We start from the raw sequence: 22,796 nt of genomic DNA on the forward strand, positions 1-22,796 counted from the left end.
GCTAAACAGTCATCCAATTGGAGGAAGCCAGATGGGTCCTTTCCCGCATAACGCACCAAAGTCCGTGATCAGCGCTGAAAATCCGGCCGGAACCGATGGGTTCGAATTCGTGGAATTTGCCCATCCGGAGCCGCAGGAGCTGCGCGATCTCTTCACTCGCATGGGTTATGAGATGGTTGCACGCCACAAGGCAAAACCTGGGATCGAACTGTGGCAGCAGGGCGATATCACCTATATTCTGAACGCTGAGGCGGGCAGCTTTGCCGAGAAGTTCGTTGCCGAACACGGCCCCTGTGCCCCGTCGATGGGCTGGCGGGTTGTCGATGCGCAAAAGGCTTACGAGCATGCGATTGCGAAAGGTGCCGAAGCCTATGATGGCGATGACAAGACGATGGATGTGCCCGCCATCAAGGGGATCGGCGGCTCGCTTATCTACTTCATCGACCAGTATTACGATACCTCGCCCTATAACGAGGAGTTCGAGTGGTTGAAGCAGTCCAAGCCGCGCGGTGTGGGCTTTTACTATCTCGATCACCTCACCCACAATGTCTACAAAGGCAACATGGACAAGTGGTTCAAGTTCTATGGCGAGCTGTTCAACTTCAAGGAAATCCGCTTCTTCGACATCGAGGGCAAGTTCACAGGTCTGCTCAGCCGCGCGCTGACATCGCCCTGTGGTCGCATCCGGATCCCGATCAACGAAGATCGTGGTGAGACCGGGCAGATCGTGTCCTACCTCAAGAAGTACAAGGGCGAGGGCATTCAACATATCGCGGTTGGCACCGAAGATATTTATGACTCCACCGACGAGATTTCTGATCGCGGCATCAAGTTCATGCCGGCGCCTCCGGCCGCGTACTACGAGATGAGCCACGAGCGCGTTGTCGGCCACGAAGAACCCCTGGAGCGCATGCAGAAGCATGGGATTTTGATTGATGGCGAGGGCGTTGTGGATGGCGGAGAAACCAAGATCCTGCTGCAGATCTTCTCTAAAACCGTGATCGGGCCGATCTTTTTTGAGTTCATCCAGCGCAAAGGTGACGACGGCTTTGGCGAAGGAAACTTCAAAGCCCTGTTCGAATCCATCGAGCGTGAGCAGATCGCAAACGGAGAGATCCAGGCGGCTGAGTAATGCCACCAAGCGGACAAAACAAAAAACCGGGCCACTTGGCCCGGTTTTTTTGTGTCACGAAGCGATTGCAAATTACCCGCTTGGGATCTTAAGCGTGTGATTGCGATTACCCTTTTGATATTGCAGCTGGCTGTCTCCGATCGCAACGACGCGGCCGCCATCGATACGATCACCGACCTTCACCTTTTTGTAGCGGCCATTTGGCATCAGGACCAAGGCACGGCGGTTCGAAGGAGTGCCGTAGACCCCGATCAGGTTCATGCGGCGCAGGTTGATGGCGTTATCAAGCGTGGCCTGTCGTGCAACTGAAGCGCTGGAGGGGATGTTGGGCGTAACGGTGCGGGGGGCAACCGTGGCGACGGCTTCGGAAATGCTTGCTGTGGCGTTGCGCTGGCTGTTGCGTTTCGCGCGGTCCACGATGTTGGCGAAATTTGCTGGTCTGGCCCGCGGCATGACCGATAGCGCAACCGCTTGGGCTGTGGCAGGCAGGCTGTTTTCTTCAGCGGGCTTCAGGCCTGCGGGGCGCAGCTTGGGTCGAAGGGCACCCAATTCAGCACGGCTCAGCCCACCAAGTTGCGCGCGTTCGTTCTGTTCGACCAGATCGGTGGGGCGGTTGCGGGGGCGCAATTCGGATAGGGCAGCAAGGCGCGCTGCCTCTGCCGCGATTTCAGCCTGATCGGGGCGGTTTGGTGTCGGCGGCGGCACCTTCTCTGGACGGCCCAGGAACACCATCACCCCCTCAGGGCTGAGCGTTCCTTCGGGTGTGGCGCGGACAAGCCCCCGCTCATCAAGGTCAAATTGCTGACCTGCAGCGGTCGGGTTACTGACCACATCCAGTTCGAGGTCGGTGCGAAATCGATCGGCATCGGGCAGGGCGATCGCGTCTTCTGACAGATCTGTGGAATCGATCGATGCCACGTAGAGATCATCAAGCGCATTTGCGAATGGTGTTTCAGGCACGGCCGGGGCGTCCTGCCAGATTCCGGTTGCAGCGTATTGGGCGGCGCGTGCCAGTGGGTCATCAGCTGGTGTCTCTGCGGCCAGTTCCTCTGGCCCTTCGTCCGAGAGTTCGGCGGCATCAGGGCCATTTGCAGCGTCCGCTGTCTCTGGCTCGGCCAAGGTGTCATCGGATGTCTCTTGCGTGTCGCGCAGGGCATCAAGAACAGCGGTGTCGGTGCTGGACAGCGTATCCGTGAGCGGTTCTGAAGGGTCTTCGGTTGGCAGAATATCCCCATCAGCGAGCTGTGGGATCACGCTGACCTGCGGCGCAATCTCGACCGCATCGTCTGCTGCTGGTGCCAGTTCTGTTCCATCTTCAAGGAGCGCAACAGCCTCCTGCGGCTGGTTTTCGGCCGTGGGCTGGGCGGTGTTATCAGCGTCTTCGATCCCGGACACCGCCATGGCCCAGACGGCGACGATGGCCATGAAGAGCAGCAGTGCCCCCATCAGCATCAAGCCAAGAAAGCGGGGTTTGCCACCTACTTTGCCTTGAGAAACGCCAGCCAGAAGCTTGGCTTTGCCTGCTTCGTGGAGGGATTTCTTGTCCTTCGGTGCGTCGCTCAGGTCCAGAGTATCGCCATCGTCCCGTGGCAGGACTGGCGTCGGAGCGGGGGCTTGCGGTGCACGGGGGATCTTGATGGGTGCGGGGCTGGAAGGGGAAGGGGCCTGTTTGGGGCCAGCCGCTTTTGCGTCTGCGCTTGTGCTCTCCGACAATGGGATCGCGCCAAAGGCCGCATGTGGGACAACAGGCGCGCTGGTCGCGGCTTTCGCAGGCTCTGGCGGGGCAATCTTCTGCGCTTTCGCCGTCTTTCCATTGTCACCTGCTGCGCCGAGCTTTGGTGCAAGGCCCTCTGTCGGTGGGGTCGGTGTCAGGCTTGGGGATACGCCAGCATCCTTGCGCCGACGGGTGGAGAAACCGGCGCTGGCCGTGAGTTTCGGCTCGGCTGAGGCGTCGTCCTTTGCCTCGGTCTCCGCTGGTTCTGCGTCTTGAAGTGCTTTGTCAGGGGCGTCGCTATCACCGGCATCAGGCTTGTCCTTGGCCGTGACGGCGGGTTTGTGCGTTGCCACTTCTGCTGCAGGCTCGGAGAGATCCTTAGCCTTCTCAGCCGTTGGCAAATCCGGCACTGATGTCTCGTTGCTCGCGGCTTCGCTTGTGCCCGCGTCGGGCTTTCGATCCGGAGCTTCGCTTTGGGGGGCTGCGGCTGGGCCGATGTTCACGACAGCAATGCCATCCGGCTCCACCGTGTCCTCACCAGATGAAACAAGCGTCTGTGAGGGGCCGAAAAACGGTTCTCCCAAAAAGGGCATGTCATCCGGGACTGCAACGAAACTGACAGGCAGGAAGCCGTGCATGACAGCGAAATCTTCAGCTTCCTGCAGGGTTTCACGGGCAACGGCCGCTACATGCGTGCGCTCGGCCTCATTGCTCAGATCAAAGACCAGCTCATCCACGCGGTAAGGGGTTGCGCCATCCAGTGCGATTTCAGCTGCAGCACGTCTGTCAGCCTCTGATCCCGAGGCATCGAGCGACAGATATCTTATCTGATCATTGGGGATGACGACCTTGCAGGCAATCGGGCCGTTGGCGTGCTGCTCACCGGTTTCACGAAGCTCTGCCAAGGCTGCCGCGAGATCGTCGACATCCAAAGAGACAAACCCAACCTCGTGCCATCCGCCCGCTGCCCGCTGCAGCAGGGTAACGCCAAGGGAGGAAAGTGAGAGTGCAAACCCCGGTTTCATGATGCAAACGCGCCTTCAACTCGATTTCGCCTGCGCCTGTTCCCTGCGCTGAGGCTTTGGTGCAGACCATACGGCAGACAGTTGCCGAGTGAAAGGAAAAGACGGTTATTCCCCCTTGCAGGCAGGGTTTTGCCATCCCCATGTTGCCATTTAGAAAAGGAGCATTTCGATGAAAGCAAAACATTTCCTTGCGGCGGTCATGGCAATGGCTGTGTCCGCAGGTGTTGCACGAGCGGATGAAACCCGGATTGACCGTCAGATTTCTGTCTCTGGGCAGGCCCAGATCTCGGTGGCGCCAACCCTTGCGACCATCGTTTTGGGGGTGAGCGAAGAAGCCGAGGAGGCTAGCCTTGCGATGCGGGCAGTTTCGACCAAGATGGTTGAAGTGATCGATGCTTTGCGTGCGGCTGGCATTGCGGCCGAGGACATGCAGACGCAGCAGGTCTCGCTGAACCCGGTTTGGTCCCAGAACCGGAACTACGAGGACGGGCGCAGCCGCATCACCGGTTTTGCGGCCTCCAACACGCTGTCCTTGCGCATCCGCGACCTGGACCGCGTCGGCGAGATGCTGGATCAGGTGCTGAAGGTGGGCGCCAACGAATTCCGCGGTCTCAGCTTTGGGGTCGACAATCCCTCTGAGGTGCAGGACCAGATCCGTGGCGCCGCCGTCAAGGATGCACGGCGCAAGGCGGAACAGCTGGCCGAGGCGGCAGGCGTGGTGCTTGGCCCGGTGCGGGTGATCAGCGACCGAGATGGTGGAGGCGGATATCCCAAGATGGCGATGGAGATGGCGCGCGCGGATGTCGCGATGCCGATTGAGGCGGGCGAGCTGAGCTTTAGTCACAGCGTCTCGGTTGTTTACGATATCGTTTTGCCAGACGCTGACTAAGTCTCTGGTAGAAATAAAAAAGGCCGGGAACATCCCGGCCTTTTTTGTTCACGCTTATTCGTTTCAGGCCGTGGCCTTGCTCAGCGCCTGATCCAAATCCGCGATCAGATCTTCGGCGTTCTCGATGCCGATGGAGACACGCACGACATTTGCACCGGCGCCTGCGGCTTCCTGTTGCTCTGGTGTCAGCTGGCGGTGGGTGGTCGATGCCGAGTGGATGATGAGAGAGCGCGTGTCGCCAAGGTTGGCGACATGGCTGAAGATTTCCAGCGCGTTCACCAGTTTGACGCAGGCGTCGTAGCCACCCTTGACGGCAAATGTGAACAGACCGCCCGTGCCCTTGGGGTATTGCGCCTCTGCGCGATCATAATAGGGCGAGGACGGCAGGCCGGCGTAGGTGACATAGTCCACGCGCTCGTCCTGCTCCAGCCAGGTCGCAACCTTTTTGGCGTTCTCGCAATGACGCTCCATCCGCAGGGACAGGGTTTCGATCCCCATCAGCGTGTAATGCGCTGCCTGCGGGTTCATTGTCATGCCGAGGTCGCGCAGACCGATCGCAATACCGTGGAAGGTGAAGGCCAGCGCGCCAAAGGTCTCGTGGAACTTGAGGCCGTGATAGGCGGGTTCGGGTTGGGACAGGGACGGGAACTTGTCGTTGGCCGACCAGTCAAACTTGCCGGAATCGACAATTACGCCACCGGTCACGGTGCCATTGCCGGTCAGGTATTTGGTGGTCGAGTGGACAACCAACGTCGCCCCATGGGCGATTGGATTGCAAAGATAGGGCGTGGCCGAGGTATTATCGATGATCAGCGGCACACCTGCTGCGTCCGCAACATCCGCAATCGAGCGGATGTCGGTCACATAGCCGCCCGGGTTTGCGACCGACTCGCCAAATACGGCGCGGGTGTTTTCATCAATGGCAGCTGCAACCGCCTCGGGGTCGTCAAAATCGACAAATTTTGCGGACCAGCCAAAGCGCTTGATGGTCTGGCTGAACTGCGTGACCGTCCCACCGTAAAGACGGGTCGATGCAACCACATTGCAACCCGGCCCCATCAGCGGAAACAACGCCATGATTTGAGCCGCGTGACCGGAGGAGCAGCACACGGCGCCAACACCCCCTTCGAGCGTCGCGATGCGCTCTTGCAGGACGGCAACTGTCGGGTTGGTCAGGCGCGAGTAGATGAACCCAACTTCCTGCAGATTGAACAGCGCTGCGGCGTGATCTGCATCGCGGAATACATATGCCGTTGTCTGATAAATGGGGGTCTGGCGAGCGCCGGTTGCCGGGTCTGGCTTGGCGCCAGCATGGATTTGAAGGGTGTCGAACCCGTAGTTTGCCGCTTCAGACATGGTGATGCTCCCTGAGTGGTCTAAATTCGTCGCCAGACAGAACACTCTGCCACGGCACGTAAGGCAAGGCGCAATTTGTCCATCCTTGTCTTTCCTGCTTGTCTTCTGCGTCGGCAGGCGTGCGGCGCTTAGCGCATCCAGAAACCGGCTGACTTGATCTTGTTGCGCAATGCCTGTTCACGCCTTGGCAGGTTGTCACGATCAAATAGGGCCCGGACCTTAGCGCCACGGCCCTGATAGATCATCCGCTTCATTGGCTCGTACTGTTTCAGGACCTTTTTGATCTTGTTTGGCGCGGTGACCTCCTCAAGTGCGGCGACTACGGCGTCGCTTTCACGGGCGTAAAGCAGAGGGAAGCTGCGGTAGTGGCAGCTGATATCCCCGTCCAGCTGCCCCTCGGGCAGTACATCCCGCGCACCGCCAAAGCTGTGAATGACGAGAGGCAAGGCTATCTGATCCAGCCATGGATCAAGGCTCTGGCCGATCAGGGCAGGGGGCAGATCATCGCGGATGGATACGGCATATTCCAGAAAACGCTGTCCAAATGCCCGGGGGCATGCCCCAAAAAAGAAACCCGCGTTGAAATAGAGATATCGCTTCCAGTAGTTTTCCGGCTGGGTCGTGTCCTGGCTTGTCTCGAAATCAAGCCCGAAGCGATCGTAAAGTGCCTGCCAGATGCCTGCCATGTCCGGCCCATACAGCGTGGGCTTGGGCCAGGTGCCCTCGCGCCGAAGAGAGGCAGAGGGGCGGTGAAATTCAAACGGCACTTGGTCAATCGGGCCGGTGATCAGTGTGTCGGTGTCGAAAAAGACAAATCGCTCTCCCTCTGGCATCGCCAGCAAGGCTTCGATCTTGTTGCCATAGGGGTAGCTTTGCCCAAAAGCCCGGGATTCAAACGGCAGGATCTCTGCGTCAAGATCGCTCAGCGCTTGTAATACAGCCTGGTTGCGAAGGCTGGGGTCTTTGTCCCAGTTTGTGCCGGGTTGGGGGGTTGCAACAAACAGGCGCCCCGAAAAACCCGGGGCGAACCGGCGCAGAGAGGCTGCAAACAGAACCGCCTCATATTGCAGGCGCCCGGACTGGCCGACGATCATGATGTTGAAGGGCTGGTGGGCCATGCGCGGGTCTCCCCTCTTGCGTCGGAAACCTGAGATCAGAGAGACAGCAGGGTCACGCCATCCATCTGCGAAATACGGGCGACGTCCTGATCGTACATTTCGGTGGCTTGTTCCAGCATCTCTTCGGTCCAGCCAGGCATGTCTACTTCCTCGACCAGTTCGTCCTCCAAGGCGTATTTGTCGAGAAAGGCAACAAAGATGCGCTGCCTGTGGGCTTCGCTCAGTTCATCGTATTGTGCCAGATACTGACGCAGTCGACGCATACCCTCATTGGACATGATAGAGGCCAGAAGATCCATGCCGCCACTGATCCGTGCGCCATCTTCCAGACCGGCCATGCTGCGCAGGATTCGGCCCCATAGAATCGGCATGTCCTCATAGCACCAGGTGGTGATCGCAACCTCCGGGGCTGCCTGTCTCAGCCGTTCGAACAGGTCGGACCAACGCAGACATTGCGGAGAGATTTCGGTCGCAATCGTGTTGATACGGTCGGGGCCTGCGTTTTCCAACAGGCCGGGCACGAACCCGCCCGGATCGCGGATCGCGATATGCAGCTCCAGTTGATCGGCGGGAAACAAGGCTTGCAACGCTCGCACACGGGCCTCGGCCTCTGGGTACAACATATGCCCGTCGAGAGCGCGGCGCTGCGAGCCAAAGAAATGTGGGTTGGACAGAATCACACGCTCTGCGGCACGACCATCCAGGATCTGATCCCACAGAGCCGCCGCCGAAATTGGGGTGCCAGGCTGTTCCAGCAGCCGCGCCATGCCGTCTTTCAGCAGGTTTCGGTACTGGCTGGGGCCGGGGACTGCGACCCCCTCATCCCCAAAGCGGTCGACGTTGCGCAGCAAGGTCTTCAGCAATCGGTCCTCCTCGGTGGAGTGCGCGCCGCAATGAAGGATAACCTGCATGACACTTGTGTCCCTGAATAACCTGCAACCTCCTGAAATGCTTAAAGGGCCGGAGTGAAGAGGTCAAATGACCGACCCGGAGAAACAGTCGCGGAAACGTGGCGGGACCACGCTTTCGAACATTCTGCAAAACATGTTGCCCAAGAACGCATTTTTCGTCTTGCACCCAAATATCAGAGCGGCTATCTCCACCTCCAGTGCCCCTATAGCTCAGCTGGTAGAGCAACTGATTTGTAATCAGTAGGTCCGCGGTTCGAGTCCGTGTGGGGGCACCACTTCACAAATCAAAAACATCTTTGCTCCAGTCTTTTGCATGCGCAAAAAGCCGTGGGCCTTGTCGTCTGCTTTCACTTTCTGGACGGGTGCCGTCTTTGGTTCCGGCTATTTCCCTGATGAAGTGACGGGTGATCCTGCGATTTTGCGGGTTCTGATTTTCCATTGTTTTCCTGAGACTTGCGATGGCTTTGATAGGGCGGTCGATGTGGCGGTATCTCTACAGGCTTGACTGAAATCACGAATCGCTTACCGTAGAGCGCACACGTGTTCGGTAAGTTTGCAGCACGGATTGTCACGGAAATGTTGCGTTATTTCCCTAGATCCGATTCTGCACGGGGCAGGCGTCAAATGATCTGCGCACACGTGTTCTGTGGTCTGACGAATAGGGAGACTTTGCATGACCAAGAAGTTTACTGGCGCACTTGCCGCCTTGATGATGTCGGTTGCTGCCGTTCCGGCGGTTGCTGAGGATGTGACCATCACGGTCTGGGCCGGAGGGTCCAACGACAGCGACGCTTATCGTATCGACGCGATCGCGATGGCGGCCGATATGCTGGAGCGCGAGGCTGCAATCCGCGGCGAGGACCTGAACATCACCGTCGAGGGCAAGCGTGATTTCGGCGGCTGGGAGGAGTTCAAACAGGGGGTGACCCTGGCAGCCGAAGCCGGCACGGCCCCCAATATCGTGGTGACCTCGCATCTCGACATCGCGCCGTGGAGCCAGGCAGGTTACATCGTGCCCGTTGAAGACTATCTCGATTTTGATGCCTGGCCGCTCAATGACATCTACCCCAACCTACTGGAAATTGCGGCCTACAATGACGTGCAATGGGGCCTGCCGCAGGATGCGGAAAGCCGTCCGTTCTTTTTCTGGAAGGACACCATGCGCGCCATCGGATATTCGGATGAGGAGATCGCAGCCCTGCCGGGGCGGGTCGCCTCTGGTGACTATACGCTGCAGAACGTTCTTGAGGACGGCAAGAAAGCTGTCGACATGGGGATCGTAGAGAAGGGATACGGCTTTTATCCGCGCCCCTCAAACGGTCCGGATTGGGGGCAATTCTATCAATCCTTCGGGGGTGTCCTGCAAGATCCCGAGACGGGCAAACTGGTGCTCGACAAAGCTGCGATGCAGGCGTTCTATCAGTTTTTTGCCGACGCGGTTGAGGCAGGTCTGACCCGCAAGAACCATATCGGCACCGATTGGGGGCAGTGGTATTCCGAGGTGGCCAACGGCAAAGCTGCCTTGTGGCACGGCGGCACCTGGCACTACGGACGCTACACCAAGAAAGAAGGCAACCAGGACTTCTTCGGGACGATCGAATTCTCTCTGATCCCGGCGGGTGGCGAAAATGGCCGCCCCAATACAATCACGCATCCGCTGGTCTATCTGGTGACTGATCAGGCCAATGACGACCATGAAGAGATCGCTGCTCAGTTGATCAAAATCGCCTCCGAGCCGCGCCTGAACTCGCTGCATGCGATCAAGTCCGCGCATCTGGGGATCTCTGCTCAGCAATCCAACATCGAGCTTTACGCCGATGACCGCTGGGCGTCTGAGGCGACTGAGCGGCTCTTGGGGGAGGCTAACGCACAGCCCAACCATCTGAGCTATGGTGTCTTTTCGGAGGCAATGTGGTCCGGGCTCGAAGCGACCTGGACAGGTGTTAAGTCGGCGGAAGATGCCGTTGCCGAGCTGGAGGCAGAGCTCACTGCCAAGCTGGGTGATGAGCTGATCATTCGCTGACTGACCAGCCGGGAGGGTGCTCCCATACTCTCCCGGCTCCCAATACTGACTGGACCAAACTCATGAACAGACGAACCGCATTGGGCTTCGGCTTCCTTGCGCCTGCGCTGCTGGTGGTGATCCTCTTCTTTCTGGCCCCGGTTGTTCTGACGGTTTTCTTCGCCTTCACGAATATGTCGACCTCGACCGGGATCCGGGGAGGGGAGTATCTGCTGAACCAATCTATCTTGCGCAGCATCCCTGAGGATGCAATTTCCACGGAAACCCGCAACACCTTGGAAAACGCAGGCTATCAGGTGAACGACCAGGGTCTTGCCAAGCTTGCAGAAACTGTGAGCCCGGCAACCGCCGATGAGCTGCGTAGCCTGCATGGCGGAGCGCGTTTTGACAGCCGTCGCGACATGGAACGCGCGCTCAAAGATCTGCGCGAAAACCGCATCCGCTCCACCCGCGACCGCAAGGCAGCGGCGGATCTGTTCAACACCAGCATCCTGAACACCCGGTACAACACAGAAGACGCCTTTCGTGCGGCTTTGGCAGGGACAAATGTCCCGGTTGGGGATCATGATGCGCTAACCAGCTTTGCCTACACCGGATGGAGCTGGACAACAGAGAACATGAAACTTCTGTTCTCGCTGGATTCTTCCTATCGCTACGCTGCGAACACCGCGCTTTATGTTGCGCTGACCCTTGCCTTCAACGTCGGCTTTGGTCTGTTTCTCGCGATTTCGACATTCTATCTGCCACCTGTCCTGGCCTCTACATTTCGCACGATCTGGTTTCTCCCCCGGATCCTGCCTCCGGTTCTTTATGTGCTGATGTGGAAGTGGTTCACTTGGGATACCGGTTTCCTTGCAACGATGACGGGATACCTTGGTATCGCGCCCCGCAACTGGATGCTGGATACTGCGACCAATGCGTGGGTGTTTGTTGTACTCATCAATGGCTGCGTCGGTGCCTCGCTTGGCATGATCCTGTTTTCGTCTGCGATCAAGGCGATCCCGACGTCGATGCTTTATGCATCAGAGGTGGATGGCGCCAGCCGCTGGCAGCAGGTCCGCTATATCATCCTGCCGCAACTGCGCTGGCCCATTCTGTTTACGACGTCCTACCAGACGCTCTCGTTGCTCACCTCGTTTGAATACATTCTGCTGTCGACAGAAGGCGGACCTGGGCGGGCCACAGAGGTTTGGGCGTTGGCCGCTTATCATACCGCGCTCAGCAACTACGGCGGCAACCTGCAATATGGTCTTGGTGCGGCCTATGCGCTGATCCTTGTGGTGATCGGCATTATCGCAAGCCTGCTCTACCTGCGGTTCTTCAACTTCAAAGAGCTCGTCTCCAAACCCCGGATCGAGCAGTAAGAGGCGCCAATCATGAAGTCTAATTTCAAATCCTGGCCCGTGATTGTCGTGCTGACGCTGGTGTCCTTGCCACTGCTGATCATGTTCACGTTCCAGTTGGTCGATACGTTCACCAATCCGGTTCCGGGCAGCATCTGGCCCGAGAGCTTTACTGTCGAGCACTGGCGTTTTCTTTGGGAAGAGCCGGAGCTGGGTCGCTCCAGCATCTGGGTTGTCACGTGGAACACCTTTGTCTTTGCGGCAACAACGGCAGTCGCCGTGACCACGATTTCGCTGACTGCGGCTTATGCGCTGTCGCGGTTGAACTTTCCTGCACGGCGCTTCTTTCTGGGCGGATTGATCATTCTGCACGCCTTTCCCACAATCACACTGATCATCGCGATCTTCCTGATCCTTCAGTTTCTTGGGCTCTATAACTCGCTCATTGGTGTGATCCTTGTGAAATCCGCGCTTGAATTGCCATTTGGCATCTGGATCATGAAAGGGTTCTACGACACCGTTCCCTGGGAAATCGAAATGGCCGGGGTGCAGGATGGAGCAAGCCGCTTTACCGTATGGTGGAAGTTGGTCCTGCCGCAGGTCCAGCCTGGTCTCTCGGCACTGCTGATTTTCTCGTTCCTGTCGGGGTGGAGCGAATTTGTGCTGCCGCTGGTTTTGGCCCCCGGCAACGAGGCGCAGGTTCTGTCGACTTATCTTTCGGCGCTGATCCTTGATGACACGAAACCTGACTTCAACCTCTTCAAGTCGGTTGGCATGTTCTACGCCATCCCCGTTATCGCGATCTATCTGATCTTCCAGAAGAAACTCATGAACATCTATGGCGGAGGCTCAAAGGGCTAATGCGTATCGAACTCAAAAACTTCACCAAGACCTTTGGCGAGCTGACGGTTATCGACCGGCTGAACCTGACCGTGGAAAGCGGTGAGATGATCGCGCTCCTCGGCCCGTCCGGCTGTGGTAAGTCGACCACCTTGTTCACGATCTGCGGCATTCATCGGATGAACGGTGGCAGCCTGCATTTCGGGGATCGTGATGTCTCTGACCTGCCGTCACAAAAGCGCAATGTGGGCGTGGTTTTCCAGAACTATGCTCTCTATCCGCACATGAGCATTCGCGACAATATTGCCTTCCCTTTGAAGGTGCAGAAAGAAGACGCCGCAACGATTGCGCGCAAAGTCGACGAGATTGCCGAGCTGGTGCACATCCCGGAATTGCTGGAGCGAAAGCCAGCCCAATTGTCGGGTGGACAGCAGCAAAGGGTCGCCCTGGCACGGGCACTGGTGCGCAAGCCCGACGTGCTGTTGCTGGATGAGCCGCTGGCAAACCTTGATGCGAAACTTCGTCTGGAGATGCGTTCGGAAATTCGCCGAATTCAGTTGGAAACTGGCATTACGGCCATCCTCGTGACACACGACCAAATCGAAGCCATGTCCATGTGCGACCGGATCGCGCTGATGAAGGGCGGCAAGATCGTCCAGCTGGACAAGCCCGATGAGATGTATGCAAACCCCGCCGACCAATTTGTGGCAGGGTTTCTGGGCAATCCGCCGATCTCGTTTGTTGATGCTTCCGTGGTGGGGGACACGTTCGTTTTGGGCGCCGGTGAGATCGCAGTGTCTGCGAACCTCATGGGGCGGGTGCCGTCGCAGCTTCAGCTTGGCGTCAGGCCCGAGTATTTCGGACCTCAATTCGGATCAGGCGTTGCTGGCAAGATCACCTTTGTTGAAACACAGGGCCGCGAGAACCTCTATGATGTGACCTTGCAAAACGGAACGGTCATTCGGTCCATCCAACCCTGTGGCCAATCCTTTGCGCTGGGCGATCAGGTTTCCTGGGGGATTGATACGGACAATGTGTTGGCCTTCAGCGCCAATGGAGACCGAATTTGAACACCTGGCTCAAACCTGAGCGTCCGCTGTCCATCGCGCATCGCGGTGCGAGCGCTTATGCCGCGCCAAATAGCCTGCAGGCATTTGAATTTGCGGCGGCGCTTGGCGCGGACATGATCGAGGTGGATCTGCACCTGACGCGCGATGGTCATGTCGTCGTGAGCCATGATGCAATACTGTCAGGGGGGGAGGCGATTGCAGATCTTACCTTGGTAGAGCTGCACAACAGGGTATCGCCGCGCGATGTGCCGACCCTTGCATCGGTGCTGGACCTCGCGCAGGTCCATGATCTTGGGATCTATGCCGACATAAAAGCAGCGAATGCGGCCAACCCGGTCTGTGAACTGCTGCAGCAGTATGGCGTGCAGCGCGCCATATTGGGGGCGTTTGATCCTGCGATCATTTCGGTTCTTGAGCAGGCCAACCCCGGATATCCAAGGGCTCAACTGGTTCCGATGGGGGTTGATCCGTTTGAGATCGCCGCGACCGCGGAGATCATTCACCTGTGCTGGGAGGCAATGGAAGATCCTGTGGCGCCGCTGAATGACGAATTTTTTGCCCGCTGTCGGCGAGAGGGCAAGCAAGTTGTCCTTTGGCATGAGGAGGACAAAGAGCGAATGGCGCGCCTTCGGAATTTGCCAGTCCTCGGCATCTGCTCGGACATGCCGGAATTGGTCAACCCGTTTGAGCCACCGTCCGATTGGCCTGTTCAGATCGTGTGCCATCGCGGGGCCAACTCGGTCGCGCCGGAAAACACGCTCGCTGCGGCCCGGGCCTGCTATGCGGCCGGCTTCAGCCATGTCGAGATTGATGTCCATGTCACATCGGACGGTGAATTGGTGGTGCTGCACGATCCAACACTCGAGCGCACGACGGACGGTGTTGGGCGCGTCAATGACGCCGCGCTTGCCGATTTGCGCGCGCTAAGCGCCGGTGCTTGGTTTTCAGATCATCATGCAGCTGAGAAAGTCCCGACGCTGGATGACGTGCTGGCTTTGGCAAAACTCTGGCACGGTAAACTTTATGTTGAACTAAAGACAGCACCCGCCGCCCAAGTCTGGGAGCGGGTCTGTGCCTTTGGGCTGCAAGAGGTCTGTTTCTTCTGGTCGTTCGACCATAGCCTCCTTGAGGACATGCGCGCCGTCAGTGATAAAGCCCACTTGATGATGCGGCGCCAGGATTTTGCGAGCCTTGAGGAGACGCTGGGCAGCCTTGACCCGTCACTGGTCGAATTTACGACACAGGATGATCTCTCGGGTGTCGCGCAGCTGAAAGGGTCTGGGGTTTGCTCCATGATTGCCTACAATGGCAACAACCCCGAAGTGTTCCGGCAGATCGCGCAATTGCGTCCTGATCTGGTGAACCTTCATCAGCCCTTTGAATTTGTACGAGTGATACAGGCAGGAGACAGTGTGAATGGCGCATAAGGGCCGCAAAGCAGTCACGTCATTTGATGTCGCTGAACGGGCAGGGGTGTCACGATCGATGGTATCGCGTGCCTTTTCGAACAGTCCCGAGATTTCAAAGGAATCCCGCGACAAGGTCATCGCCGCTGCCAAGGAACTGGGCTACCGGGTGAACTATCTTGCCCGTGGATTGCAAACCAAACAGTCTGATTTGGTGGGCATTGTTGTATCAGCCCTGGATACGCCCTACCGCTCGCGTCAGGTCAAAGTGACTGCCAGCGAATGTATCAAGCTTGGCTATCGCCCGATCCTGCTGACCGCTGAAACACCGGGTGAGGTGGAAACCCTGGTGGCCATGCTGTTCAACTATAACGTCGCAGGCATGATCATTACCTCCGCGGCGCCCTCGTCAGAGATCATCAACGAAGCCAGAAGCCTCTCCGTGCCTGTTGTGCTCATCAACCGTGATAGCAGCGAGGCGGGTGCGGACACCGTGCAGACGGATCTGGAACAGATTGGCCGCCTTGCGTTTGACATGTTGTCCCGCTCTGGTGGCAAACGGTTTGCCGTGATCGAGCCAGAGACGCCGTCGTATTCCGTGACCGGGAGGGCGGCATCCTTTCGGGATGTGTGCGCTGCGGCTGGCCAGCCAGCCCAGACCTTTGTCGCGCCTTCGCAGTCATATGATGCAGGCTACGACATCGGCGGCGCCATTGGTCTGTCGCTTGCGGATCTGGACGGTATCTTCTGCTCAACCGATCTTCTTGCGCTTGGGGTCATGGACCGTCTGCGTCATGACTGGAACGCGCGCATTCCCGAAGATCTCGAGGTGGTGGGCTTTGACGACATCGAACAGGCCGCCTGGAAAAGCTATGATCTGACGACGATCCGCCAGGACGCCGATGAACAGGCCAGGCTGGCGGTGAGGGTCATGAGTGAACGGATCACCGACCCCGATCGTGAACCCAGTCACGTCAGCCAGATCGTGACGCCGATTTTCAGAAATACAACGAGACGAAATCAATGACAGATACCATTGCGCCGCGGTTGGCGCTTGCCAAGGAACTTGCGCAGGAGGCCGGGCAGCTTGCACAGCGCATGAGGGCGCAACAAGACGGCAGCTTCTCTCGCGAAAAAGGCCATCAGGATTTTGTCACCCAGGCGGATGTTGCCGTTGAAACGCTGATCCGCCAGCGCATTGCTGCGGCCTTTGCAGACGATGGGCTGCTTGGCGAAGAGGAGGGGCACTCCGGTTCCGATAATGCGCTATGGGTTGTGGACCCGATCGATGGCACCACAAACTACATGCGGGGCCTTGCGGATTGGGGGGTTTCCATCGCGTTCTGCCGCGATGGGCGGGTGGAGCTGGGGGTGATCTATGCACCCGATCTCGACCTGTTGGTCTGGGCGCGGCGGGAGCAGGGGGCCTACATTGGGGAGAACCCCGCAAGAACGGCCGAAGGAACACCTTTGGATCAAGCCGTGTTGCTGCTGGGCCGGTCTGCCCGTACGTCAGTTGACGACTACCTTTCGCTGTTGAAGCGCCTGATTGAAAGCGGGCTGGAGTATCGCCGCAACGGCTCTGCCGCGATCAGCCTTGCGGCGGTGGCGCTTGGTCAAGTCGACGGGTTTTACGAGGCCCACCTGAACGCCTGGGATGCGGCCGCGGGTCTGTTGATCGTGGAAGAAGCGGGCGGGCGTTCCGATTGTGGGGACCTGGACGCGTTTTTGTCAGGTGGCGGGCCGGTCTTTGCCAGCGCGGCAGGTCTGCATCACGAGATCGGAGCGCTGCTGTCGGTCGGTGCAGAGGCTGATTAGACATCGCCATATTTTGATGCAGAAAACGGCGCGGGTTTCCGCGCCGTTTTCTTGTTCGAATGTTGCGGGATCCTAGAAATCTTCCCAACCGACAGCTGCGCTGCTGGGTTCGGCGTCGAAGAAGTCATCGCCATGTGCAGAAGGTGCCGGGCTTGCCGCGACGGCGCGCGCCGGTGCCGGGGCTGCGGCCATGGAAACCACGTTGCCAGCCGATTTTCTGGTCCGGAAGACCGAGACCTGCTGCGCCAGTTCATTGGCATCATTGCGCAGGATCTGGCTCGCGGCGGTGGATTCCTCGACCATAGCGGCGTTGTGCTGTGTCACCTGATCAAGCTGGGTGACGCCCGTGTTGATTTCGGCAAGGGTCGTTGACTGCTCTTGCGCGCCGGTTGCGATGCCGGACACATGGCCAGAAATCGTCGCGACCCGCTCAATGATCTGTTGCAGTTCCTGACCGGCGCGACCAACCAGATCCACACCATCGCCGACGTGGCTGGTGCTTTCGGTGATCAACTGCTTGATCTCCTGAGCCGCGTCAGACGAGCGCTGCGCCAGCGCACGCACCTCTGAGGCCACAACCGCGAACCCGCGGCCAGCCTCGCCCGCGCGCGCGGCCTCGACCCCGGCGTTCAACGCCAAGAGGTTGGTCTGGAACGAAATGTCGTCAATGACAGAGATGATCTGCGAGATTTTCTCGGACGATTGCTCGATCTTGGACATCGCATCGACCGCACGTGTGACAACCTCTCCGCTGTTGATCGCGGTGTCCTTGGCTTCGGACACGATGCCTTCAACCTCACGCGCGCCATCAGCTGCAGAGCGCACGCTGACAGTCAGTTCTTCCATCGCGGCAGCTGTTTCCTCGAGCGTGGCCGCCTGGCTTTCCGTCCGGCTGGACAGATCGCCGGAGGACTGGCTGATTTCTTCGGAACTTGCGCGGATGCGATCGGTGCTTTCGATCACGGCGTCGATGATGCCGACCATCTTTTCAACGGTGTTGTTGAAGTTCTGGCGCAGGCTTTCGTAGTCCTCTGAGAAGGCCTCATCGATTGTGCGCGACAGATCCCCATCAGCCAGCTGGGCCAGCCCCTGATTGAGGCGTTCGACCACTTTTTTCTGCACTTCCTGTGCAAGCTGTCGTTCTGCCTCGACTGCGCGAGCGGCGGCAAGCTGGGTTTTCAGCGCCTCGGTCTGGCGGGCAATCTGACCAATTTCATCCCCCCGGTTCTGATAGCCGGTCGGGTGGTCATAGTCGCCTTCGGCAAGATGATTGATGGCCTGACCCACGTCGCTCAGTGGGCGCGACATCATCGAACGAAGCGCAAAAACAGACAAGGTGAGCATCACGATGAATGCGCCAGCCGCCAGGACAGACGCGCGGATCTGGCTGGGTGCTACCTCTGCCAGTGCCACGTCGGGTGACCAGGACATGCCAACCGCACCCACGATAACGGTGCCGGCCGCGCCTGCAGCAGCGGGGGCTGCAACGAAATAACCATTCTCGCTGAATTCCATCTGTCCGGATTCCATCGCCTTCTGGGCAACGGCGGTCAGCTCTGTGATTTCACTTTCGGTGCCGGTGCCTGTTGATGCAACGGTCTTGCCCTTGGAATTGATTGCAAGGCCGTGAACAGCACGGCCGTTTGACATCTCAATCAGTGAGTTCAGATCCGTTTCCAGCCGCTCAGCATCGCCAAAGCGGATGGCACCGCCGCTTCGTGCGGCTACGGTTGCGGTCACGCCCTCGGCCAGGGTGTTGACGCCACTGTCGACAGCTTCCCCCAGAATTTTCTGATTTTCCCAGGTCAGGAACACGGTCACAACCAGCGTTGATACGGCGATCAACAGACTGCACTTTGCAAAGACAGACAGCCGGTTCAATACCGCCTTGAATGGATTTCGGAGTTTCATTTCAGCACCTTTCAGTCACCAGTCCGCCAGTTTGGAAGACGGTCGATCAATATGTCGGCTGGGCAGCCAACGTCCCCCAGGGGCGCAGAGGCATAAATGTTCTGCGCCATCGTTTGTGTTGTCCCCGAAGCGCGGGGCGGGGCCCCGACTATGGAATAATTTCCGTTCCGCCCCAGGCGGACGCGGGGAGACGCAGACGATGGAACTCGTGCCACTGGGGTGATTTGAACGGGGCTGGGCGTGACGCAGCTGAGGTGGGCCGCGAAAAGACGATCCATCCAACGGATCAGATCGCTCGCAGCACCGAGTGCCGTGTTAAGTGTTCGCCTTGCTTCCAATTCACACACCTTCTCTGGGAATGCTCGTCTGCAAACATTCGCCAGCTAGAATAGGAATCAGGGCTTACTGCACTCTTAACACTGCGCAGGCAGGTCTAACTGTATGCTTTCAATTGCAACTATCGGTCTCGCGCTGTCGCCGTATCCTAAAGGTCAAGTTCGCGCAGTCGGTTTTGCGATTCTTTTACGTTGGCGGGGTAGGGGGATCATGCACGGCAGAAGGAAATCTGGGCGTGGGGGAAGGTCAACTTTAACTATGATGACATGCTTTATCTATTAAGTGTTGCCACCATGTGTTATTTAAAGGTTGAGTTGATTTTTATTTTTCCCTTATTGTGCAATGCCTTGATCGATATATGTCGGAAATGGACTGAAAATTGGTGCACGGACGGGTTGAAAGATATCTGTGCATAATTACTAAGAGGGGAGAGGTGTGGGGAGTTTTTAGGAAACAGACCGAGTGGTCCTCCGTTTTGACGAAGAGCGGCGGCCCGCAACGGACTAAGGAGAATTCTGTGGACACATTTTCTGGTTCTTCACATTCGAAAGCGCCTGAAGACCTGGGTAAGCGACAAGGCGTGGAAGAAGATTTGAGTGACTTCGAATTTGCCCTGATGCGGACCTTTGAAGGTTTCGCGCGCTGGCAGTCGGAGTGTTTTGGCCTGGTTTCCAATCTGTCGGCCTCGGGACCTGAGATCACGCTATTGAACGTGATCCGCATGAATGACCGGCCCAAGACCATCAAGGAACTGGCCCGCGTGACCAATCGCGATGACGTGCCCAATATCCAGTATTCCTTGCGCAAGCTCGCGTCTGCGGGGCTGATCCGCAAGATGGGGTCTGGTCGCGGCGGGGTGACGTATTCTGTCACCGACGAAGGCCTGAAGGTTACAGCCGATTTTGATGCTGAACGCCGTCAGTTGCTGCTGGATGCGATGGCACAGGTGCCCGGTCTGGCAGAGCGCGTCGCAGAGGCCAATCGCGTGATGGACGTGATGACAGGGATCTATGATGGGATTTCCCGCTCCGCGACAGCACGCCGCCAGATCTGAGCTGATACGTTAAGACAGTGCCGCCCACGGGCGGGTCTGTCTGCTCGGTCGGCCCTCGACACCTCTGTTTGATCTGTGCAGATTGGCACGGCTGCGCTGATGCTTGGTGCCCGACCGGGTAGGAAGCGGAACCAACGTGGCGTGACCTGCTTAATGGAGCCATCGGCCGTGATCGAACTCAAGGATCTCAAGCTACTCAGCGCGCTTGCGCGGCACCGCCATTTTGCGAAGGCCGCGCAGGAAAGCGGCATGTCCCAGCCTGCGTTTTCCATGCGTATTCGTAATCTGGAAGACCGGCTTGGCGTCTCTATCGTGCGTCGTGGCAACCGGTTTCAGGGCCTCACGGAAGAGGGGCTCATGATCGTGCGCCGGGCGCGTGGCATCCTCGACGACGCCAAGGCGCTGGAGCAAGAGGTTGCAGCCGCTCGCGGAGAGGTGACGGGCACATTGGTGCTTGGGGTGGTCCCGACGGCGACAGCCTATGCAGCCCAAATGGTAGACCGGTTGCACCTGACCCACAAACGGGTGCTGGCCCGAATTGAGGTGCTCAGTTCGCTCATGATCCAGCAGCGCCTGTTTGACGGCACAATTGATGCGGGCGTGACCTATCATGACAGTATGGGCGCCGATCAGGTCATCATCCAGCCGCTTTATGAGGAAAGCTATGTTCTGGTCGCGCCGGATGCGATGCTGGCAGAGCGGCTGGGCGAGGGGAGCGAAAGCATCACATGGGCCGAGGCCGCAGAGCTGCCGTTGAGTCTGTTGGAGCCGCAGATGCAGAACCGACGCATTCTGGACCGTATTTTCGAAGAGCAGGGCCTGCGCCCTGTTGTTCGATCTGATTCCGGGGGCTTCATGGCTGCGATGGTCATGGCGCGGGCTGGATCGGTGGCGACGATCCTGCCGCAGGCGCTTGTTGACGCGCTGGGACCGCTGGAAGGCACCACGGTGCTGCCGCTGGTAGACCCCGCGCCAAGCAAACCAATTTCGATGGTGACTCTTGATCGCCAGCCCGCGCTGACGACTGTGCAGGCCCTTCGCGATGTGGTTGCCGATTTCGTGCAATAAGCGTTCGTTATCGTACCTTCGAAAATTACGATTTGACGATAGGCTTCTTCAATGGAATGCCGCCATTTGTGGCAGCACGAAGTGGAGGTCATCGTGGCACCGTTGGACAATAGCAAAGGCGTTTGGAAATCCGGTAAGGGCAAGGGGCGCAAAACCCCCAAAGGCCGTCAGCTGGAAGATCAGGCGCATAGCGAGGTTCTGGAACTTCTCGGCGACCGGCCCCGCAATCGGGACTTGTTGATCGAATTCCTGCATCTCATTCAGGATAAATTCGGTCATCTGAGCGCTGCGCATATTCGCGCCCTTGCCGAAGAACTGCGCACAGGTCAGGCAGAGATCTATGAAGTTGCGAGCTTTTACGCCCACTTTGATGTGGTGCGCGAAGGCGAGACACCGCCGCCTGCTCTGACCATCCGGGTCTGCGACTCGCTGTCCTGCGAACTCGCAGGAGCCCAGCAGCTGCAAAAGGCGCTGGAAGACGGTCTGGATGCCTCTCAGGTTCGTGTGCTGCGCGCGCCCTGCATGGGCCGCTGCGACACCGCGCCGGTGCTGGAAATCGGCCACAACCACATCGACCACGCGACCGTCGAAAAGGTCGAAGCGGCGATTGCAGCAGATGACACCCACGCCCATGTGCCGGACTATGAAACCTTCGCCGCCTATGAAGCGGACGGTGGCTATGCCACGCTGAAGGACCTGCGCGCAAATGGCGACTGGGAAGCGGTTCAGGCAAAAGTCAAAGAAGCCGGCCTTCGCGGCCTGGGTGGCGCTGGCTTCCCTTCGGGCACCAAATGGGGTTTCGTGCGCGCCAATGAAGGGCCGCGTTACCTCGCCGTGAATGGCGACGAGGGCGAGCCTGGCACCTTCAAGGACCGCTACTACCTGGAGCGCACCCCGCATGTCTTCCTTGAGGGGATGCTGATCGCGGCATGGGCGGTCGAGGCGGAGAAAGCTTTCATCTACATGCGCGACGAATATCCGGCAGTGCTGGAAATCCTGCGCCGCGAGATCAAGGCGCTGGAAGACGCTGGCATCGTCGAGGCAGGCTACATCGACCTGCGCCGCGGGGCAGGGGCCTATATCTGCGGTGAAGAAAGCGCCATGATTGAATCGATCGAGGGCAAACGCGGCGAGCCGCGCCACCGTCCGCCATTTGTGGCGCAGGTGGGGATCTTTGGCCGTCCGACCCTCGTCCACAATGTCGAAACCCTTTACTGGGTCTGCAAAATCAATCGCGAAGGGCCGGAATGCCTGAACTCGGTTGAGAAGAACGGCCGCAAGGGGCTGCGCAGCTATTCGGTCTCGGGCCGGGTGAAGAACCCGGGCGTGCATCTGCTGCCCGCCGGCTCCACCATCACCGATATCATTGAAGCCTGCGGCGGAATGCTGGAAGGTCACACTTTCAAGGCGTATCAGCCGGGCGGTCCGTCCTCTGGCCTGTTGCCTGCGTCGATGCATGACGTTCCGCTCGACTTCGACACGCTGCAGCCGCATGGGACCTTTATCGGGTCCGCTGCGGTGGTGGTCCTGTCTGATCAGGACTCTGCTCGCGACGCGGCGCTGAATATGCTGCGCTTCTTTGAAGATGAAAGCTGCGGCCAGTGCACCCCCTGCCGGGTCGGCTGTGAGAAAGCCGTCAAGCTGATGAGCGAGAAGAAGTGGGATCAGGGCCTGCTGGAAGAGCTGAGCACCGCAATGGTCGACGCCTCGATCTGCGGCCTGGGCCAAGCTGCGCCGAACCCGATCCGTCTGACCATGAAACACTTCCCCGAGGAGGTCTGA

General features: G+C 58.5%; 18 protein-coding genes and 1 tRNA gene. 13 read left to right on the forward strand and 6 right to left on the reverse strand.

Going from position 1 to position 22,796, the window contains the following annotated elements:
* Positions 1-31 precede the first annotated feature (31 nt).
* Positions 32-1,132, forward strand: a complete 1,101-nt coding sequence (gene hppD, locus KUV39_RS15780) for a 4-hydroxyphenylpyruvate dioxygenase (protein WP_008560374.1) — start codon at positions 32-34, stop codon at positions 1,130-1,132.
* Positions 1,133-1,204: 72 nt separating this feature from the next.
* Here hppD and KUV39_RS15785 read toward each other — a convergent pair whose 3' ends face one another.
* Positions 1,205-3,871, reverse strand: a complete 2,667-nt coding sequence (locus tag KUV39_RS15785) for a hypothetical protein (RefSeq protein WP_222460267.1) — start codon at positions 3,869-3,871, stop codon at positions 1,205-1,207.
* A gap of 169 nt (positions 3,872-4,040) precedes the next feature.
* Between KUV39_RS15785 and KUV39_RS15790 the strand changes: the two genes are divergently transcribed.
* Positions 4,041-4,760: an SIMPL domain-containing protein gene (locus tag KUV39_RS15790; RefSeq protein ID WP_222460268.1), complete on the forward strand. Its 720-nt coding sequence runs from the start codon at positions 4,041-4,043 to the stop codon at positions 4,758-4,760.
* Positions 4,761-4,823: 63 nt separating this feature from the next.
* Here the strand turns inward: KUV39_RS15790 and KUV39_RS15795 are convergent, their stop codons facing one another.
* The 3 genes from KUV39_RS15795 to KUV39_RS15805 form a co-directional block, all read right to left on the reverse strand.
* Positions 4,824-6,116: an O-acetylhomoserine aminocarboxypropyltransferase/cysteine synthase family protein gene (locus tag KUV39_RS15795; RefSeq protein WP_222460269.1), complete on the reverse strand. Its 1,293-nt coding sequence runs from the start codon at positions 6,114-6,116 to the stop codon at positions 4,824-4,826.
* A 128-nt stretch (positions 6,117-6,244) separates the two neighbouring features.
* Positions 6,245-7,234 carry a hypothetical protein gene (locus tag KUV39_RS15800; RefSeq protein ID WP_222460270.1) on the reverse strand — a complete coding sequence of 330 codons (990 nt, stop codon included), beginning with the start codon at positions 7,232-7,234 and terminating at the stop codon, positions 6,245-6,247.
* A gap of 35 nt (positions 7,235-7,269) precedes the next feature.
* Positions 7,270-8,145 carry a hypothetical protein gene (locus KUV39_RS15805; RefSeq protein ID WP_222460271.1) on the reverse strand — a complete coding sequence of 292 codons (876 nt, stop codon included), beginning with the start codon at positions 8,143-8,145 and terminating at the stop codon, positions 7,270-7,272.
* Between the two features lie 199 nt (positions 8,146-8,344).
* Between KUV39_RS15805 and KUV39_RS15810 the strand changes: the two genes are divergently transcribed.
* Positions 8,345-8,420, forward strand: a tRNA-Thr gene (locus KUV39_RS15810).
* 2 nt (positions 8,421-8,422) lie between these two features.
* On the opposite strand, the gene KUV39_RS15815 is transcribed toward KUV39_RS15810, so the two are convergent.
* Entirely contained in the window at positions 8,423-8,584 is a 162-nt protein-coding gene (locus KUV39_RS15815) for a hypothetical protein (RefSeq protein WP_222460272.1), read from the reverse strand.
* A gap of 234 nt (positions 8,585-8,818) precedes the next feature.
* On the opposite strand from KUV39_RS15815, the gene KUV39_RS15820 reads away from it, so the two are divergent.
* The 7 genes from KUV39_RS15820 to KUV39_RS15850 all read left to right on the forward strand — a co-directional run bounded on the left by KUV39_RS15820 (position 8,819) and on the right by KUV39_RS15850 (position 16,645).
* A complete protein-coding gene (locus KUV39_RS15820) occupies positions 8,819-10,168 on the forward strand; it encodes an ABC transporter substrate-binding protein (protein WP_008560794.1) in 1,350 nt (449 codons plus the stop codon).
* A 62-nt stretch (positions 10,169-10,230) separates the two neighbouring features.
* A complete protein-coding gene (locus KUV39_RS15825; protein ID WP_008559814.1) occupies positions 10,231-11,532 on the forward strand; it encodes a carbohydrate ABC transporter permease in 1,302 nt (433 codons plus the stop codon).
* A 12-nt stretch (positions 11,533-11,544) separates the two neighbouring features.
* Positions 11,545-12,372, forward strand: coding sequence for a carbohydrate ABC transporter permease (locus tag KUV39_RS15830; RefSeq protein ID WP_046212297.1), 828 nt, complete (start codon positions 11,545-11,547; stop codon positions 12,370-12,372).
* Entirely contained in the window at positions 12,372-13,421 is a 1,050-nt protein-coding gene (locus KUV39_RS15835) for an ABC transporter ATP-binding protein (protein ID WP_222460273.1), read from the forward strand. The genes KUV39_RS15830 and KUV39_RS15835 overlap by 1 nt, the downstream gene beginning before the upstream one ends.
* Entirely contained in the window at positions 13,418-14,848 is a 1,431-nt protein-coding gene (locus tag KUV39_RS15840) for a glycerophosphodiester phosphodiesterase family protein (RefSeq protein WP_222460274.1), read from the forward strand. The genes KUV39_RS15835 and KUV39_RS15840 overlap by 4 nt, the downstream gene beginning before the upstream one ends.
* Complete coding sequence (locus tag KUV39_RS15845) at positions 14,838-15,854, forward strand: LacI family DNA-binding transcriptional regulator (RefSeq protein ID WP_082203788.1); 1,017 nt, start codon at positions 14,838-14,840, stop codon at positions 15,852-15,854. The genes KUV39_RS15840 and KUV39_RS15845 overlap by 11 nt, the downstream gene beginning before the upstream one ends.
* Positions 15,851-16,645: an inositol monophosphatase family protein gene (locus KUV39_RS15850; protein WP_222460275.1), complete on the forward strand. Its 795-nt coding sequence runs from the start codon at positions 15,851-15,853 to the stop codon at positions 16,643-16,645. Before KUV39_RS15845 ends, KUV39_RS15850 begins: the two co-directional genes overlap by 4 nt.
* Positions 16,646-16,717: 72 nt before the next feature.
* Here KUV39_RS15850 and KUV39_RS15855 read toward each other — a convergent pair whose 3' ends face one another.
* On the reverse strand, positions 16,718-18,556 hold the full coding sequence (locus KUV39_RS15855; protein ID WP_222460276.1) for a methyl-accepting chemotaxis protein: 1,839 nt from the start codon (positions 18,554-18,556) through the stop codon (positions 16,718-16,720).
* 928 nt (positions 18,557-19,484) lie between these two features.
* On the opposite strand from KUV39_RS15855, the gene KUV39_RS15860 reads away from it, so the two are divergent.
* The 3 genes from KUV39_RS15860 (at position 19,485) to KUV39_RS15870 (ending at position 22,796) form a co-directional block, all read left to right on the forward strand.
* The gene (locus KUV39_RS15860) at positions 19,485-19,946 is read left to right on the forward strand and encodes a winged helix DNA-binding protein (protein WP_224834257.1); all 462 of its coding nucleotides are present in this window, start codon (positions 19,485-19,487) and stop codon (positions 19,944-19,946) included.
* Between the two features lie 168 nt (positions 19,947-20,114).
* Positions 20,115-21,014, forward strand: coding sequence for a LysR family transcriptional regulator (locus tag KUV39_RS15865; protein WP_222460277.1), 900 nt, complete (start codon positions 20,115-20,117; stop codon positions 21,012-21,014).
* A 51-nt stretch (positions 21,015-21,065) separates the two neighbouring features.
* Positions 21,066-22,796, forward strand: a complete 1,731-nt coding sequence (locus KUV39_RS15870; RefSeq protein ID WP_008561949.1) for an NAD(P)H-dependent oxidoreductase subunit E — start codon at positions 21,066-21,068, stop codon at positions 22,794-22,796.

Source organism: Phaeobacter italicus, from assembly GCF_019801785.1.
Classification (GTDB): Bacteria; Pseudomonadota; Alphaproteobacteria; order Rhodobacterales; family Rhodobacteraceae; genus Phaeobacter; species Phaeobacter italicus.